This window comes from Flavobacterium sp. W21_SRS_FM3, from assembly GCF_052113625.1.
GTDB lineage: Bacteria > Bacteroidota > Bacteroidia > Flavobacteriales > Flavobacteriaceae > Flavobacterium.
In genome coordinates, this window is sequence record NZ_JBGQOD010000004.1 from 87,992 (window position 1) to 106,712 (window position 18,721).

Annotated in this window: 13 protein-coding genes; 10 read left to right on the forward strand and 3 right to left on the reverse strand. The window is 34.6% G+C overall.

The features are described from left to right. Nucleotides 1-38: 38 nt before the first annotated feature. Nucleotides 39-4,760: a LamG-like jellyroll fold domain-containing protein gene (locus tag ACEN2K_RS08350; protein WP_441758877.1), complete on the reverse strand. Its 4,722-nt coding sequence runs from the start codon at nucleotides 4,758-4,760 to the stop codon at nucleotides 39-41. Between the two features lie 290 nt (nucleotides 4,761-5,050). On the opposite strand from ACEN2K_RS08350, the gene ACEN2K_RS08355 reads away from it, so the two are divergent. From ACEN2K_RS08355 to hemL, 5 genes are all read left to right on the forward strand, one after another. Next, a complete protein-coding gene (locus ACEN2K_RS08355) occupies nucleotides 5,051-5,392 on the forward strand; it encodes a hypothetical protein (RefSeq protein WP_441758878.1) in 342 nt (113 codons plus the stop codon). A 449-nt stretch (nucleotides 5,393-5,841) separates the two neighbouring features. Then, a complete protein-coding gene (locus ACEN2K_RS08360; RefSeq protein WP_441758879.1) occupies nucleotides 5,842-7,674 on the forward strand; it encodes a T9SS type A sorting domain-containing protein in 1,833 nt (610 codons plus the stop codon). Between the two features lie 85 nt (nucleotides 7,675-7,759). Further along, a complete protein-coding gene (locus tag ACEN2K_RS08365; protein WP_441758880.1) occupies nucleotides 7,760-8,656 on the forward strand; it encodes a 1-aminocyclopropane-1-carboxylate deaminase/D-cysteine desulfhydrase in 897 nt (298 codons plus the stop codon). Beyond that, on the forward strand, nucleotides 8,649-9,551 hold the full coding sequence (locus ACEN2K_RS08370; RefSeq protein WP_441758881.1) for a glucosaminidase domain-containing protein: 903 nt from the start codon (nucleotides 8,649-8,651) through the stop codon (nucleotides 9,549-9,551). The genes ACEN2K_RS08365 and ACEN2K_RS08370 overlap by 8 nt, the downstream gene beginning before the upstream one ends. A 48-nt stretch (nucleotides 9,552-9,599) precedes the next feature. After that, a complete protein-coding gene (gene hemL, locus ACEN2K_RS08375; RefSeq protein WP_441758882.1) occupies nucleotides 9,600-10,886 on the forward strand; it encodes a glutamate-1-semialdehyde 2,1-aminomutase in 1,287 nt (428 codons plus the stop codon). Nucleotides 10,887-10,925: 39 nt separating this feature from the next. Here hemL and ACEN2K_RS08380 read toward each other — a convergent pair whose 3' ends face one another. After that, on the reverse strand, nucleotides 10,926-11,390 hold the full coding sequence (locus ACEN2K_RS08380) for a hypothetical protein (protein WP_441758883.1): 465 nt from the start codon (nucleotides 11,388-11,390) through the stop codon (nucleotides 10,926-10,928). A gap of 125 nt (nucleotides 11,391-11,515) precedes the next feature. Here ACEN2K_RS08380 and ACEN2K_RS08385 point away from each other — a divergent pair, with 125 nt between their 5' ends. The 5 genes from ACEN2K_RS08385 to ACEN2K_RS08405 all read left to right on the forward strand — a co-directional run bounded on the left by ACEN2K_RS08385 (nucleotide 11,516) and on the right by ACEN2K_RS08405 (nucleotide 16,915). Then, on the forward strand, nucleotides 11,516-11,890 hold the full coding sequence (locus ACEN2K_RS08385; protein ID WP_441758884.1) for a hypothetical protein: 375 nt from the start codon (nucleotides 11,516-11,518) through the stop codon (nucleotides 11,888-11,890). 106 nt (nucleotides 11,891-11,996) lie between these two features. Next, nucleotides 11,997-12,794: an MbnP family protein gene (locus tag ACEN2K_RS08390; RefSeq protein WP_441758885.1), complete on the forward strand. Its 798-nt coding sequence runs from the start codon at nucleotides 11,997-11,999 to the stop codon at nucleotides 12,792-12,794. 142 nt (nucleotides 12,795-12,936) lie between these two features. After that, nucleotides 12,937-13,974, forward strand: coding sequence for a cytochrome-c peroxidase (locus tag ACEN2K_RS08395; protein ID WP_441758886.1), 1,038 nt, complete (start codon nucleotides 12,937-12,939; stop codon nucleotides 13,972-13,974). Nucleotides 13,975-13,979: 5 nt separating this feature from the next. After that, the gene (locus ACEN2K_RS08400; protein WP_441758887.1) at nucleotides 13,980-14,951 is read left to right on the forward strand and encodes a transporter; all 972 of its coding nucleotides are present in this window, start codon (nucleotides 13,980-13,982) and stop codon (nucleotides 14,949-14,951) included. 176 nt (nucleotides 14,952-15,127) lie between these two features. Continuing rightward, a complete protein-coding gene (locus ACEN2K_RS08405) occupies nucleotides 15,128-16,915 on the forward strand; it encodes a hypothetical protein (RefSeq protein WP_441758888.1) in 1,788 nt (595 codons plus the stop codon). 61 nt (nucleotides 16,916-16,976) lie between these two features. Here the strand turns inward: ACEN2K_RS08405 and lysS are convergent, their stop codons facing one another. Further along, on the reverse strand, nucleotides 16,977-18,680 hold the full coding sequence (gene lysS / locus ACEN2K_RS08410) for a lysine--tRNA ligase (protein WP_441758889.1): 1,704 nt from the start codon (nucleotides 18,678-18,680) through the stop codon (nucleotides 16,977-16,979). Nucleotides 18,681-18,721: the final 41 nt, after the last annotated feature.

Below are 18,721 nucleotides of genomic sequence, written 5' to 3' on the forward strand. Positions count from 1 at the left end.
TATAAAAAAAACCACTCTTATTGAGTGGTTTAGTATAATTAGAAGACTATTTTTTTAGTTGTGACCGTAGCATCAGTCAAGGTGATTTTTAGTATCAGTGGAGATGAGGTTTTACTCAACTGATTCAATGTACAGGTCGACGCATTAATTTGTTTGTAGCTATCTACCATTCGACCTAATAAATCATAAACCATAATTTCTTTGATTTCGTTATCTGGAGACAAAACTGTTACATTTTTATTTAAGGTCACCAATACATTACTGTCCTCAGTAGGTTTGAATTCCGCTGTGTCTAGAGTATCCGACTTATCCATTTTACTTTTTTCCTTTTTAAAACAGAGAAAAAAGCGGTCATTAAATACTCCTGTAGGAAGTTCAATCTCAAACCAATCATTTTTAATATTATGATAAGTTGCCGTCTCTTTGTCTAAAATATACAGTTTAGTGTTTTTATCAAAATTTTCGAGCTTATCAATTCCAATACTTATTTTTCCATCTGAGGCTGTTTTGATGCCTAGTGGATATTGCTTGTCTATATTAAAATAGCCTTCCCCTTCTATTGCCAGTTTAGTTGTTCCATTTAATAAATACAGGTCAGTAGGGGAGTTGTCAAAATTTTTAGCATCATAACCATTATTTATTTCACTGTCGGCCTTGTCGTTCATGAAAGCTAGTAAAACTTGTCGGTGAAATTCTTCATTGTAAGCATTGAAACCTAAATAAATTCTTTGGTATCCATCGTTTTCAATGGCTGCATTGCTATCGTCTGTCCAGTGGTCTTTTTTTGCAGTATTATTTGCATTTTTATAGGTAGTTTGTGATACGCCAGTTTCATCTTCTTTGTGAAAGTCCCTTTGACTGTTGTTAAAAGTTACGTTTCCACCGCTACTATTGTTTCCTACAACAAAGAATGCTTGTCCTACAGGAATGTATCTGTTGGGAGCCTTTTTACTACTAGTTCCTGCACCACTAATAAAGTTGACGCCTACTGAACTAGTAGGAGTTCCACCAGACATATTTCGAATCGCGTAGCCTCCTTGATAACTTCTTAGAATATGCGTGTTGTTAGTATCGTAATGTTCCCAAAAATACAGCGTTCCGTTAATTGATGGACTGGCATTTAAATTATCAGTTATAAATTGCTCTGCGTCTAATGCAGATGGATATGGATTACCAGTGAGTAATAATTGATTTGCTCCCACAGCATTACTTATGGTACCATTATTTGGTTTTCCTACAAAGGTTAGGTTTTGGGTGGCAGTTGCTGCTCCACTGCCTTTTAAAGTAAATCCTTTTCCAGCACTTAAAATACTTGTTTCTGAAAGTTGAGTCCAATTGGCGTAAGCATTAGCTAAATTATCAAATTTATAGATCCAGTAGCGCGCTAAACTTATCGGTGTTGTAGGAGAACCGTCATAACCCGCTATCCAGTTAATGGTTGCAGGAGCTGCCGCATTTGTTCCGTCTTTTAAAACCGTACTTAAGCTAAAGCCTCCATTGTTAATAGTTGCACTGATGGTGCTAACGGGTGAACTCCAGTAATTATAATTGTACTTATTGGTCTGCCCTTGTTGGTCTCTTTCTAAAGAACCAGAACTGCTAGGATCTAATTCACTTCCTGTTTTTTGTATCAGCTGTGATCTTCCCACAAGGTCAATTTTACCATCTAATTTCAAGTAGTGTGAAATTTCAATTTTAGTTCCTTCTGTTTGTTGGCCAGAGATTGTTGTGGCAGACAAGGTACTTGCTGTTACAAACAATCCTAATAAAGTTTTGTTGCCTTGTGAAGTAACCGCATGTCCGGTTTTAACAATATTCCAGTCTATAGGGGTAGTTCCGTCTTCAATTGCAATACTGTTAGGTAAATCTTGAACTGTATTGTTTAACCAAGTTGCAGGAGTTTGCCATAAGCCATTTGCCTGCGATTCATAAGGGAGAGGTGCCGTTTGCCGATCTACTGTTTTAATGTTCTTCAGTAAAGCAGAATATTTATTGTTTGAAATATCTCTAGCACTTGCATACGTATAGGTTGACATAGGATAATAGGCATTTAAGTAAGCCCATGGAATTGTTTTAATATCATTCTTAGTAATGGTGTTAGGAATTATAACTCCATTAGTTAGGTTGCCATTACTCTGAATCTCTTGATTCATTACATAGCGAAGCTGAGCATCATTTAAAGCAACACTCCAAACCCTAACTTCGTCAATAGCGCCAGTAAAGAACGAAGTTGTTGATACCCCATCTGCTGCTCCGATTAAGAAAGATTGTGAATTGGCAGGCACAGTAGGCATCGATTTACTGACCACTGTAACCCCATCAACATACATTTTGGCCGTTGCTCCATTATAAATTACGGCTATGTGGTGCCAAATATTTGCAGGTATTACCGCATTTGAAGTGATGGTATGTTTAGTGCCTCCTACGATCCAACTCATTTCAGCTTTTCCAGCACTGTTAATACTTAAGTCATAGCCTTCACTAAACGAACTGTTTCTTTTAGAAAGAATGGTTTTGTTTGTAAAAGTTCGATTTACCCATGCAGAAATAGTAAAAGCATTATTCAAATTCAACACTTTACCAGCATCTAAATAGTTTGTAGTACCATTAAATTTTATTGCTCTGGAAAATGTTTTTTCGGGTGCATATCCAAATGAGATATATTTTGTTCCATCAAAATCATAAGTTGTTTCTAAATTAGATCCATTAGCCGTCATGATACGATACTCTGAAGAAGCATCAAAAGTCGGACTGTTTGATATAAACATTAAGTAATCACCTAGACCACTAACTGTGTTGTTTAACATTGCTGCAGGAATAGACACTTTTACTGTAGGAACGTTTCCGCCTGTCTCTACTACTTTCCAGGTTCTTCCAATAGCAGTAAAAGAAACATCAGTAGTAAGCGCTGACGGGCTAGTAATTCCTGAACTGAGGTTAGCTGTAATAGGTGTTTGTGCTGATAGAGAGCCATGATTATTACCCCACATTAGAAATTTTTTGTCGGTGTCAAAAGTGTTTAAATTACTCGAGTTTGTATCTGATAAATCACCTAATCCAATAGTAATATCTTGACTATTATTATCAGTCTTAGATTGCTTTTGATTTAAAACAGAGTTATCATCTCTTCCAATACCCGCAATGTCGAAATTGTAACCCGTGTTACTAGTGTAATTCCAAATGATATTAGCTGCTGTATCTATATAATTTATATCACAAAGGTCATCCGTGGTTGTGCTAGCTTTTGCATGCAATGTAACTCCATTTTTAATTGCGAGATAACTTTGTATTTTTTGTTGATCTAAATTTGCTCTAGGGGTAGAATAGCTTATAACTTCTGTCATTCTACCATCTAAATACGTATTGAAAACGCTGCCTCCTGCTACAAAACCGTTTAAAGTAAATCGTCCAACACCTAATTGGAAAATGGAATTATTAAACTCTGAAAAATTTAATGGAGCCCCCGTACCGGAGGTTCCGTTGGTAGCAGTATGACTGTCTATTTTCTTTCCATTCAAATAAATTTCAGTTGTATTTGCATTAGATTTAACATTTAAAATCATAACGTTATTTGATGTTGTGCTGACAGAGCTAGGAGAATATGATTTTCCGTAAGAGTCTGTTGTAGCAGGAGTTCCGTTAGGAGTGTAAGAACCAATCATGTGCGAGATTAGATTATCACTATTAAACCGAGATGAAATTCTACCTAGACCTAAGCCAGTGCCATCTTGTGCAAAATTATCAGTTACAATTCTTCCAGAAATCAATTCTTGAGAATTTGTCGTTGTTTTATCAGCGGGAGTATTAGTTTTAACAACTATAAAATAATCTTGTGACCAATACCCACCTTTTCCTTTAAGAACGTTACTTGCACTTCTAGAAAAGTCTATAACAGGATTAAAATTAATGTTTCTGGCAACGTCATTTCTAAATTTTGGAGCAAAAGATCCGTAACCATTTGCATTGTTATTAAATGCTTGGTCATTCCATTGCGTTACTGCAGTATTGTTAGTGATCGTGCTTGTTCCAGCATCCGCTTTTAACCAAAGTTTCAGGTTTGAATTTATATTGCCTGGACCTTTAGAAGGGTTTCCGGGTGCAGTAATAAATTCTCCTTTTATGATTACATTGTCTATTGCAACGCCACTGTCAACTTGTGACTCATCTGACCCAAAATTAACTCTAAATCGCAATGAAGTTCGATTGTTTAGAGCTGGAATATCGGTAGATGAAATAGATGCTTCAATAAATTTTGATGGACTAGCATTTGTTTCAGTATTTTGTCCAGACCATCCATGGACGTTGGCTGCTATACCGTTCACATCATTATCATTATACCAGTTCTTTCCTTGTCCTTGACTTCCTAAAACAGTCCATCCTGTATTGCCTGTTGCATCAGTTGTATACTCAATATTCATACCGTCCCAATTTAACTCAGTTTTATACCGAATATCGATGTAAAATGTTACGGTATTAAAACCTGCTGTTGAATATACTGGGCTAGTAAGTGTAGTATATGAATTGTTTAGATAAGTGTTGTAAGGGTTAATGCTCCAGTAACTCCCCTCACCAACTATTGGATTAGCATTATAAATCCAAGAACCATTCTTTCCATTAGTAGTAGTAGAGTTCCATCCACCGTTACTACTATCAAAGTTTTCATATAGAATAGTATGCGATTGTGCGAAATTGACTAGAGGGAAAATTATAAATGCTAGTAGAGAAAGTATTTTAAAAGTGATAGGTAATTTTCTTATCATAATTTCTGAGGAAAAATAAGGAGTCAAAGATGTTTTTTTATTTAAAGTGTACTCTTACAGATTGAAGAACTGTATATTAGATAATAATATATATTCATTTCATTTAAAACTTAAATAATTTGCAAATGTAATGAATTCTTAAAATTATTTATTTGCCAATTCTTCTATAGTTTCACTTAATTAATTGTTTTAAATTTTATTGTTATATACGTAATGTTTATATGAATGGTTTTAGAATTTTTATTTTAAATTGGCCTTTTAATATCATTTAAAAATAAATTATTTAACGTATGTTTCTAATCGTTGCTAAATACTTGATACCTAAATCGTTTAAAGGATTTACTATTTATCCTTTTGTGTTTTTAAAATATAAAGTAGATAAGGTGAATCCTGTTTTAATAAATCATGAAAGAATACACCTTAGACAGCAACTAGAACTTTTAATTATTCCCTTTTTTATATGGTACTTTGTAGAGTTTTCTTTGCGTTATTTTCAGTACAGAAGTTTTGATTTGGCTTACCTTAATATTAGTTTTGAACGAGAGGCTTATGCTAATGAAAAGTACATGGACTATTTGAAGCACAGAAGTTTTTTTAGCTTTTTTAAATACCTCAATTTGAAAAAGCTTTAAAGTGATCATTGTACGTAGTGTCTTTTACTTTTATAAAAACTACCCTAATTAAATTTATAATGCACTTCTAATTCTATTTTATCTTCTTTTTCTGTCAATACTTTACTGATAAATAGGACATCATACTTTTGTTTTATAAGAATTCTCTTTTTAATTAAATAAAACCGCTTCTATGCTACTTTTAATATAGTAGGAAAAAACTTCTTTATTTTTAAAAAAGATGTATTTAATCGATATTTATTGCCATTAATCGTTATTTTTTCATTTTTCAATTCTTATAAATTGTAGCTTTGCTTATCGATTTCTGTGTAAGATATTATTCTCTATCACCATTAATGTTAAACTAAAATATACTGTAAGATTGCTCTTATAGCATTATTTTTTCTCTTTACTGCGATGGTTAATTTATCTACGAAGATTGGAACTATTAATTAAAATGAAAAGGGCGTATGAAAACAAATTTACTTATCCGATTATCGATGATTTTGGCGAGTTTCTTCTGTTTTACACAGGTTAATTCTCAAATGTTTGTTAGTAATAATAGTGCTGTATACGTTAATAATCAAGTAGTGTATATTAAAAATGGTTTAGAACTTAACGGAGCCAATAGTAATTTTTATTTAAGAAACGAAGGTCAGCTACTACAAGGTACAACAGCCACAAGTCAAAATAAAGGCGAAGGGAGTTTGTCTGTATACCAAGAAGGTAGTGTAAATAATTTTCAATACAATTATTGGTGTTCGCCCGTAGGAACTAATGAAGCAACTACTGGGAATTCCAGTTTTGGAATCAATCAGCTTCAAGATGTAGTCACTACAACAACAAGTACTGCCATCACTGTATTGCCTTCCAGTAATTACAATGGGACTGCGTCTCCATTAGCTATAGCTCCTTACTGGATTTGGAAATTGCCCGCTACTGCAGCTTCAAACTGGGTTTTTGTAGGTGCTTCGAAAAATATAAATGCTGGTGAGGGTTTTACAATGAAGGGGACAGCTGGTGTTAATACTACTACCGTAAACGGAATTCAAAATAATCCCGGTAGTAAGCAACGTTATGATTTTAGAGGAAAGCCAAATGACGGTACCATTTCTATTCCAGTTTTACATGAGAAATTAGTGCTGACAGGAAATCCCTATCCTTCTGCTATTGATCTTTCTGCTTTTTTGATGGAAGCTACAAATTCAACAGGAATTGCTTATTTCTGGGAACAAGATAAAACCAATAATTCGCATTTTGTAGCTGATTATCGTGGTGGCTATGGAACGTATTCTCCTATGGGTGGTTCAGGTAACGGGATTTATACACCAGCAACTTTCTATTCTTATGATCGTGCTGGAAATCAAGGGGCGTCTACAGGGACAGGTGGAATCTATGAAAGACGTTTTTCACCAATAGGACAGGGTTTTTTAATCAAAGGAAAGGTAGATGGTACTGTACAGATGAAGAATAATTATAGAACTTTTGTTAAGGAATCAAAGGCTACTTTTTCTGAATTTGAAAAAAACAGTGCTGCTAACAAGTCAGGTAGTAATTCTAGTTTTTTATCAAATATTCCTTCTGTCTCTGGCTTTGATTACACTACTGTAGATACTACTCCAAGTCCGCAAATACGTTTTAATACATTGCTAAATAATGAAGGAGTGCGACAAATTGTTTTGGCTTTTAATGCTAATGCAACTGATGATGTTGACCATGGAATGGATGCATTGTCTACTAGTTTAAATACTCCTGCTGATATTTATTTTGTAATGCAAAACAGGGAATATGTTATTGATGCAGTGCAATTTGATATCAATAAAAGCATTGCAATTGGGTTTAAAAATGCAGCTCAGGCCAATTATAAAATTTCTGTAAATGAAATTATTAATTTTACAGATTCAGAAGAAATTTATCTTCATGATAAAACGGCAGACACTTATCACGATATTAAAAATGCATTTCATGAATTAAGCTTACCAGCTGGAGTAAATAATACCCAATTTGAAATTACATTTAAAAAAGGTGCAACATTAGGGATTAACGAAGTGGTGAATACTAATTTTGTGATGTATCAGAACAATGATACTAAGAATTTAATTATCAATAATCCAGAACAAAAAGAATTGGTTTCTTGTAATTTATATGATATCGTAGGTAAATTAATTTTTAGTAAAGACAACTTAGGTTCAGATGCAGCATATAACTTTTCGACATCAGGATTAAGCGACGGTATATACATTGTAAAACTGAATACCAATGAGGAGGCTTCTGTAGGTCAAAAAATTATTATTAGAAACTAATATAGCTAGCTAGCCGCATCTAAAATGAAAAGCTAGCAATGCCATTTTCTGATATTTAATTTTACCTTTGTGAAAAATAATTGATTTGAATCAACCACTTTCTATACAATTTCCCAACGCCATTTCGATTACGATCAAACGCGAAGATTTGATTCATCCTTTTGTCTCCGGAAATAAATTTAGAAAGTTAAAATACAATTTACTTCAGGCCAAAAAAGAACAGCATAAAACTCTGCTTACATTTGGAGGTGCCTTTTCGAATCATATTGCCGCAGTCGCTTTTGCAGGTAAAGAGAATGGATTCCGAACTATAGGGATTATTCGTGGAGATGAGTTGAAAGATAAAACACATCAAAATCCTACTTTACAATTTGCAATACATTGTGGGATGGAGCTAGAGTTTGTGTCGAGGGAAGAGTATCGAATGAAAAACGATGAGGCATTTTTAGCTAATTTAAAGAAGCAATTTGGATCGTTTTATCTTATTCCTGAAGGAGGTACAAATGCACTGGCAATTAAAGGATGTGAGGAAATACTAACCCAGGAAGATGCCATTTTTGATTATGTATGCTGTGCTGTAGGAACAGCTGGAACTATTTCTGGTATAATCAACAGTGCACTACCACATCAGAAAGTTTTAGGATTTCCTGCCTTGAAAGGCGATTTTTTGAAAGAGGAAATTAGTATTTTTGTCAAAAAAAACAATTGGGAATTAATGAGTAGCTATCATTTTGGCGGCTACGGAAAGGTAAATCAAGAATTGATTGCGTTTATAAATCAGTTTTATACAGAAAATAAAATACCTTTAGACCCTATTTATACTGGAAAGATGTTTTTTGGCGTTATAGATATGATTGCTAAGAATTATTTTCCTGCTCATACTAAAATATTATTGATTCATACTGGAGGAATTCAAGGAATTCAAGGAATGAATGTTACATTGAAAAACAAAAAACTACCAATAATAGACATCCATGTTTAAAAAAATCTTATTTATTTTAACGCTAGTGACTTTAGTAAGTTGTAACGCAACAAAGTCTCCTATAGCAACAACAAAGGCAGCCACGGCCACTACTAAAAAGCCTGTAGTTAGAACGGTTAAAAAGAAAAATAATACAAGAGCTACCGTAGCAATAAAGGAAAACTCATCAGAAAATAAGGAAAATAAAAAAGCAGTCAATGAAGTGATAGAATCTACTTCACGAACGCTGGTGTCTAATGACGTTATCGGTAATTACATTGCGCAATACAAAGGTATCGCGATGAATAACATGAAAGCTTTTGGTATTCCAGCTAGTATTATTTTAGCACAAGGTATTTTAGAATCGGGTGCAGGTAGAGGAGATTTAGCACAAACTGCTAACAATCATTTTGGTATCAAATGTCATGCGGGATGGACAGGAGATAGTGTCAAACATGATGACGATGCAAAGCAGGAATGCTTTAGAAAATACAATGAACCAGCAGAATCTTTTAAAGACCATGCTTTATTTTTAACCGGTAGAAGTAGATATGCAAGTTTATTTACTTTAAACAAAGACGATTACCAGGCTTGGGCTAAAGGCTTAAGACGTGCGGGTTATGCGACCGATCCCAAATACCCTGAAAAATTAATATCATATATAGAACGTTATAATTTAGGACAATACGACGCTCTTGTTTTAGGAAATGAATATATTCCAATTGAAAATCAAAGGATTAATGTAGTAAGTACAGCCATTGCTTACGATCCTAATAAGACGTATTATCAAGTGCAAAAAGGAGATACTTTGTACTCTATTTCAAGAAAATACAATGTACTGGTTGCTGACTTAAAAATAAAGAATAACCTGTCTGAAAACACCATCTCAATAGGGCAGAAACTGATTGTCAATTAATCTATTGTAATTAGAAAACTTAATTAAATTACCAGAAAAAAATAAATAATGCTATATAAAAGAAGTAGTCAGCTTTTTGCTGAAGCTGAGAAAGTGATTCCTGGAGGTGTTAATTCACCAGTAAGAGCTTTTAAAGCCGTAGGAGGAACTCCTATTTTTGTAGAACGTGCTAAAGGAGCCTATCTTTATGATGTGGATGGAAACCGTTTAATAGATTATATCAACTCTTGGGGACCAATGATTTTAGGTCATGCTTTTGAGCCAGTGGTTGAAGCTGTAATCGAAAAGGCAAAACTAGGAACTTCTTTTGGAATGCCTACAGAATTGGAAACTCAAATAGCAGCTTTGGCTGTAGATATGGTTCCCAATATCGATAAAATACGCTTTGTGAATTCCGGTACTGAAGCCTGCATGAGTGCTGTGCGATTGGCTCGTGGATTTACAAAAAGAGATAAAATCATCAAATTTGCTGGCTGTTACCACGGCCACTCTGATTCTTTCCTGATTCAGGCTGGAAGCGGAGCTGTCACTTTTGGTTCGCCAAATAGCCCAGGCGTAACGGAAGGTACAGCTAAAGATACTTTGCTAGCTACTTATAATGATTTAGAAAATGTAAAGACTTTAATCGAAGCGAATGCTAATGAAATTGCGGCAATCATAATTGAACCTGTAGCGGGAAATATGGGATGTATTCCTCCTCAAAAAGGCTTCTTAGAAGGTTTGAGAACATTGTGTACTGCTAACGGTATTTTGTTAATATTTGATGAGGTTATGACCGGATTTAGACTCGCTAAAGGTGGTGTACAAGAGTTATTCAATATTAAGGCTGATATCGTTTGTTTTGGGAAAGTTATAGGTGGCGGACTGCCAGTAGGAGCTTTTGCAGCTCGTAACGAAATAATGAATTATTTAGCACCTTTAGGACCTGTTTACCAAGCGGGAACCCTATCAGGTAATCCACTTGCTATGGCTGCTGGATTAGCGATGTTACAAACTTTAAACGATGACACAGCAATATTTGATAGGCTAGCTGCTAAAACCGCTTACCTACATGAAGGTATTGATAAGGTGTTAAAAGCAAATAAGATTGTATTTACGATTAACCGAATTGGGTCGATGATATCTGTACATTTTGATGCTAATCCCGTTGTTGATTTTAAATCAGCTGGAAATGGTGATAATGAAACTTTTAAAAAATTCTTTCATGGCTTACTGCAAGAAGGCGTTTATATAGCCCCTTCTGCTTATGAAACTTGGTTTATTACAGATGCTCTAAGTTATGAGGACCTTGATTTTACAATTCAGGCTATTGACAAAGTAGCCAAAACATTATAGTTTTAAAAAAAACTTCCGGCTCTCGCCGGAAGTTTTTTTTTATTTCTGCATTTCTTTTTTGCGATCCATTTTGTCACCCATTTTTTTGTGCATTCTATGAGCTCTTCTGTTTCCATGTTTCTCTTTCATTGCTTCCCATTTTGCATATTGTTCTGCTGATAACAAGTTTTTCATTTTTGATTTCATAGCAATTTGCTCATCTAGCATTTTAGATTTCATAGCAAAACGCTCATCTCTTGTTGGTTTTGTCTTTGTCTCTTTATGGGCTTTCATCATAGCTTCTCTTTGAGCAGATTTCTCAGCAATAACACTTTTCATTTGTGCTTGTTGCTTGCTGGATAAGTCTAATTCCAAAGTCATTTTTTTCAACATCAATTCATTTTGTTGTTCAGGCGTAAAGCGTTCCATAGGTTCTTTATCTACTTGCCCTTTTGTATTTCTTTTTTCTTGTGCAAAGCCGGTAATTGTAACAGCTAGTAATGCAGCGATAAATAATTTTTTCATTTTAATTGTTTTAAAGTTATAGGGATAAGACCGTAATGCATATAAAAGGTTTAATCCTTAACAAAAGTTTAGTAAAAGGTGATAATTGTCACATAAGTTTGAGCACGGAACCTTATATTTGCAATGTGAAAAAAATTGCAGTCATAATTCTTTTAGTCTTTTTTCTAAAACCTATCTTTCCGGTTATAGACTATGCTGTGAATTATGATTATATTGCCACTGTTCTTTGTATTAATAAAGCTAAACCAGAACTGAAGTGTAATGGAAAATGCCATTTGATGAAAGAACTGGCTAAAGCTTCAGAAGATGATAAGCCCCTTTCATCAGATAAAAAACAAAACACGAGCCAACTTGTTGATTTTATCATTACTGATATAGCTTCATGCGCTTTTTTATTTCCTGATTATTCAAAACTTACAGAACTGAATTCTACTTACACAGATCTATATTCTCATTTAGATTGTTGTGCTATTTTTCACCCACCTATTGTAATTTCTTAAATAATAAAAGCTTTTAGTATCACTATTCCTTTTGGCGAAAGCCTGATAGGAGTATTGCTGATACGCCCTATTTTAAAATTTAAACAAAAAGAAATTACATTTAAAAATGAAAAATTTAGTATACAAAGCCTTAGCTGTTTTAGCTTTGAGCACCACATTAATTGCATGTTCTAGTGAGGAAGAAACAATTTCAGGAACGGGAAATCTTGCTGTAGAATTTGATAATTCTTTCAAAGGAGATGATCTAATTCTAGATACTCAAGCTAATACAACAGCAAGTAACGAAGTGCTTAAAATTACTGCTATAAAATACATTATTAGTAATGTTGTGTTAACAAAAGAAGATGGATCTACTTTTACTTATCCCAAAAGCAATAGTTATTTTATCGTAAATGAAGCCGATGTTGCTTCACATATCCTGAATCTTAAGGACATTCCTGCGGCTAACTATACTAAGCTTACTTTTGGAATTGGAGTAGACAAAGAACAATGGAGTGCAGGAGCAGATGGTCAGGGAGATTTTTTAGCAAAAGCTCAAGCAGCAGGAATGATGTGGAGCTGGTCAGCAGGTTATAAGTTTATAGCTTTTGAAGGGACTTTTACTTCGGCTGCAGTTTCAACAGCAGTGCCGTTTAAATTGCATACAGGACAAACAGGGACTGATTACAATTATACCACTGTTTCACTTGATTTAAAGACAAAAGCTCTTGTAAGGGATGCTGTTACACCTCAAATACATATTATTGCTGATTTGGCCAAGATTTTGAACAGTACAAATGTGATTAAACTTGCTGATAATAATCCTAATGGTACGGGAGCCAACATTATGGGAGGCACAAATTTGCCTCTTATAACACAAAACGTGGCAACAATGTTTTCTGTAGACCACGTTCACAACGATTAATTTCAATTTTTGGAGCACAAGAGTTGTTGTATAAAGAAATCAAGTCCCGTTTTTCGCTGTATCTTTTTTTGAAATAAAAAAAGGATGCCGCTGCAACCGGGGCTAAACATACACTCTTGTGCTTCTTTAAAAATTATAAACCATGAAAATAAAACATTTTCTTTGGCTACTCCTTCCGATTTTATTTAGTTGTTCCCATCAGGATGATGACTATGTAAATCTACCCTTAGATTTCTCTGTACCGTCTAATTTTCCTGATTTAAAATACAATATCGCTTTAAATCCGCCTACACAAAAAGGATTTGAGCTAGGAAAAAAACTATTTTATGATGGTCGTTTAGCGTCGGATGGATTAGTTTCTTGTGGATTTTGTCATTTGCAAGAAGATGCCTTTACCCACCACGGGCACACGGTTAGTCATGGTGTTAATGATGCTCTAGGAACTAGAAATGCGCCGTCAATTCAAAATCTTGGGTATCAGTCGGTATTTATGTATGATGGTGCTGCGAGTCATCTAGATTTACAACCTATTATCCCGTTGACAAGTGCAATTGAGATGAATGGGGATTTGAATGCAATTCTAGCTATGATGAAAGCAGATAAAGCTTATTCACAATTATTTAAAGCGTCCTTTAATGATGGTGCTGTATCTATAGAGAATATGCTAAAAGCACTCTCTCAATTTATGGTAATGTTGACCTCGTCAAATTCTAAATTTGATTATTATAGACGTAATGAAGCAGGAGGGACTTTCAACGATCAGGAAAAGGCTGGTTACACGATTTTTGAAAACAAGTGCGCCTCCTGTCATGCAACAGATTTAATGACTGATGATTCTTTTAGGAACAACGGGCTGGCCGTAAATCCATTAATTAATGATGTAGGTCGATATAGGGTAACGGAATTGCCCCAAGACTACTATAAATTCAAAGTACCGAGCTTGCGCAATGTAGAGAAGACCGCTCCTTACATGCACGATGGCCGTTTTGGTACATTGGAATCAGTGCTAAATCACTACAGTTCTGGAGTTGTCCCATCAGCAACATTAGATCCTATTTTACAACAAAACGGACAGTTAGGAATTGCACTTTCGACAATAGAAAAAGTACAATTAATTGCTTTTTTAAAAACACTAACAGATTATCAATATCTAACAGATAAACGATTTTCAGAATATTAAATACAATGAAAAATACAATAATAGTTTTCCTTTTCACTTTTCTTGCTATTCAATTTACAGCTGCTAAGACTGTAAAAGATAGTATTTCTAGTTTTACATTCCAAAAAATGCAACTCGATGCTGCAGTGGATTTTGACTGTGATGCCTGCGGATGTTCTGCAAGTGGTGGAAGTATGGGGTTTAGCTCGATGCTGAACAGTAATTTTGTGGGTATTCGTTACTTCAATCAAAGTTACAGCAGTAGAGACGGGATTTTTGCCAACTCACCTTGGATAGATGAGAACTTCAATACGACTCAAATTTGGACAAAAATCCCAGTTACAGATAAAATCCAAATTGCAGCTTTAATTCCGTATCATTTTCATGATCGTGCGCTTACTTCTGGTGCTGAAAAAATAAGTGGATTGGGAGATATTACCATTATGGCAATCTACTCTGTGTATCAAACTCAAAAAGATAGCGCAGTATTTGCTCATAATTTACAAATAGGAGGAGGCGTAAAAATCCCTACAGGAAAATTTAGCGAAGCAAATAACCTTGGAACCGTAAATCAAAGTTTTCAATTAGGAACAGGGAGTTGGGATTATCTTTTACTAACGGAGTATGTCATTAAAAAGAAAAATTTAGGATTGAATACGATGCTAAACTATACGATAAAGACAGAAAATGACAAGAAATACCAGTTTGGAAACCAATTTAATTATGGAAGTACATTATTCTATTTGTTAGATTTGAATAAGGTACAATTAGTGCCTCAAATTGGGTTGGCTGGAGAGATTTATGAAACCAATAAGCAATATGGCGAAAATGTGTCTGATACTGCTGGGGACATTCTTTTTAGTAAATTTGGTTTTGAAGTAGGGAAAGATAAATTCTCAATAGGAATGAATGCGATGTTGCCTATAAGTCAAAATTTATCTAGTGGAAGGATAGAAGCAAATTACCGCTGGAGTGTTAATCTGAATTATACTTTATAGAGGAGGTAAACTCGTTCTTCAATATTGCGAGTTGTAAGAAGCTTGAATTTTGAAAACTACTTTTCAAAATTCAAGCTTTTTTGGTTGAAGATTAAGAGGTCTTATGATAAATATCAGCTTTTGTGTGGCTGAAAAAGGCAATATTTGTGCCTTATTTATTTAAAAATAGAGGCTTCATGAAAACAGCAAAACCTTTACATACATTCCATATTCCGGTTATGGGATTGGCTTACACCATCGATAGTCCGATACGTGTGGCGAAATACGGAATTTCATCGGTAATTTCGATTATTGATGATGATTTAATTGAAAAAATGAGTGCTTTTTATAGTTCGAAATTTAATCTTCCTTACCAAGAAATTACCCAAAAAATGCATGATTACCGTGCGGAACGAGTGACTTCTTATTTGAACTTGGTAGACAAAATTGTAAAAGATAAGTTTGAAAATTTCAAAAAGGAATTGAGCGAAAGCAAGCAAACACTAGAAAGCTATATAGCCATGTTACCTAATAAGTCTACCATTAAACAAAGCTTGCAAAATTTGATAGAAGAAGGTAAAGACTCTATCAGGAATTACCTTGACAACAATCTTAGTGCAGGAGAGATAGATGTGAATATCATGACCAAGGTAGACAAGGATAATTTTATTAAAGACGAACAATTACCTACGGAGTTCAATGACGCGCATGCTTCATTGCGTGGTTTTACAAAAAGTAATCTAACATCATCAGTAGTGCTTTCTGCAGGAATGAACCCTAAATTATATAGCTATTTTGAAAGTTTTGATGTCTTTTTCCCAGATGAAAACAATCATTTGAATAAGAAAATAATCTTAAAAGTAAGTGATTTTAGATCGGCAATGATTCAGGGTAATTTCTTGGCTAAAAAAGGACTTTGGGTTTCAGAGTATCGCGTAGAATCTGGCTTGAATTGTGGCGGACACGCTTTTGCAACAGAGGGTTATTTGCTAGGACCTATTTTAGAAGAATTCAAAGAAAAAAAAGAGCAATTAATTCAATCGGCTCATGAATTGATGGTGAAAGCACTTGGTCAAAAAGGGAAACACATTCCAGAAAATCCATTAGAACTAAAAATTACAGTTCAGGGTGGAGTAGGAACGGCAGACGAACATGACTTTTTGTTGAATCATTACCAAGTGGACTCTGTGGGTTGGGGGAGTCCATTTCTATTGGTTCCTGAAGCGACTTCTGTAGATGTACATACCCGCGAATTATTGGCGAAAGCCAAAGAAGAAGATTTGTATTTAAGTACTATTTCTCCTTTAGGAATTCCCTTTAACACTTTGCGGGGAACAACAAATGAGGCGTTAAAACAAAAACGAATACAAGAGAATAAAGCTGGAAGTGCTTGTCCTAAAAAGTTTTTGGCATTGAGTAAAGAATTTGGGCCAGAAGGAATTTGTACCGCTTCTAAGAAATACCAAGATGTGAAATTGCAAGAATTAGAGGGGAATAAAGAGACGTTGACAGCAGCAATGTATGACAATGCTAAAAATAAAATCACCGATAAATCCTGTCTCTGCGTAGGTTTAGCCAATGCGTCTTATCTTGAAAACGACATGAAAATAAAAGGACAAGCACAAGGAGTTGTGATATGTCCAGGGCCAAATATGGCGTATTTCAATCAAGAGGTTTCTTTGTCTAAAATGGTGCAACATATTTATGGGAATGATACGGTATTAACAGCTATGAATCGTCCAAATATGTTTGTCAAAGAACTGAAGATGTATATTGATTATTTTAAAAATGAAATCAGTACTGTTTCTGAAACGCTAAGTGCGGGTCAAATTAAAAAATGGAATTCATTCAAAAAGAATTTATTAGAAGGAATTGACTATTATGATAAACTTTTTACTAGTACTGCAATTAGTCCTGATAAAGTAAGTTTATTACCTTTCTATAAAGAAGAAATAAGTGGGATTTTAATTCCAGAATTGGTTTAAAAATAGAAACCCGACAGTTTTAAAAACTGTCGGGTTTAATTTTATATTTAATCAGATAATTTTATCCTTTCAATCGGCATGCTTTCACATCACCTTCAACAACCACTTCGGTCATTCCAAGTGATGAAAGGTTTTTCATGGCTTTATCCCATTTTTTACCGCTCAATTCTGATTTTATTTTTAGTAAACCAAATTCCATTTGGTTATCATTGGCTTGCAAAATAGTAACAATTGTTTTTTCATCAGCTTCAAGCTCCACAACAATTTGTTTTTTCTCTGGACGCATTTGTGGAAACAACAATACTTCTTGAATAGAGGCATTATTAGTCAAGAACATAATTAAACGGTCCATTCCAATTCCCATTCCAGAGGTAGGTGGCATTCCATATTCTAATGCTCTCAAGAAGTCTTCATCGATAAACTCAGTAGCTTCGTCATCTCCTTTTGCAGCAAGTTTTAATTGTTCTTCAAAACGTTCTCTTTGGTCAATTGGGTCGTTTAGTTCAGAGTATGCATTGGCTACTTCTTTACCACAAACCATTAACTCAAAACGTTCCGTCAAATCTGGATTGTCACGGTGTGATTTACATAATGGAGACATCTCCTTAGGGTAATCTGTAATGAATGTAGGTTGAATGTAATTTCCTTCACATTTAGCGCCAAAAATTTCATCAATTAATTTTCCTTTACCCATCGTTGCATCAACCTCAATTCCCATTCCGCGAGCAGCGTCAAAAAGTTCCGCTTCACTTTTTCCAGAAATATCAAAACCAGTAAAGTGTTTGATAGAATCCGTCATAGTAACACGAGCATAAGGTGCTTTAAAGTTGATGGTGTGTTCTCCAAAAGTAGCTTCACTAGTCCCATTAACTGCAATGGCACATTGCTCTAGAAGATCTTCGGCAAATTCCATCATCCAGTTGTAGTCTTTATAAGCTACATATATTTCCATAGCGGTAAATTCTGGGTTATGGGTTCTATCCATTCCTTCATTACGGAAGTTCTTAGAAAACTCATAAACCCCTTCAAAACCACCAACAATTAATCTTTTTAAATACAATTCATTTGCAATACGCATGTAAAGCGGAATGTCAAGCGAGTTGTGATGAGTAATGAACGGTCTTGCAGCAGCACCACCCGGAATAGGTTGTAAAACTGGAGTCTCCACCTCAAGATATCCTCTATCATTAAAAAAGTTACGCATCGCATTGAACATTTTTGTTCTCTTGATAAACGTTTCTTTTACATTTTGATTCACAGTTAAATCTACATAACGCATTCTATAACGTAGTTCAGCGTCATTAAAGGCATCGTGTACTTTTCCGTCTTCATCTACTTTTGGTAAAGGCAACGGACGTAAAGTTTTGCTCAAGAATGTAAAACCATCCACACGAATACATTGTGCTCCCACTTTAGTAGTAAAAAGCTCTCCTTCGATACCAATAAAATCACCTAAATCAGTTAATTTTTTAAATACTTGATTGTATAATGTTTTATCATCACCTTCACACAATACATCGCGATTCACATACAATTGGATGCGTCCTTCGCTATCTTGTAATTCAGCAAAACAAGCTTTTCCTTGATCTCTAACACTCATCAAACGCCCAGCTACGATGACCTTCTTACCTTCTTCAAAGCTTTCCTTTATTTGTTTGGAAGTATGATTTACAGGGAAAAGATTAGCTGGATAAGGGTTTATACCCAAATTGCGTAAGTTTTGTAGTTTTTCTCTACGGATAATTTCTTGTTCTGATAATGCCATTTTATTCTGATTTTAAGAGCGCAAAGATAGTCTTTATGTGT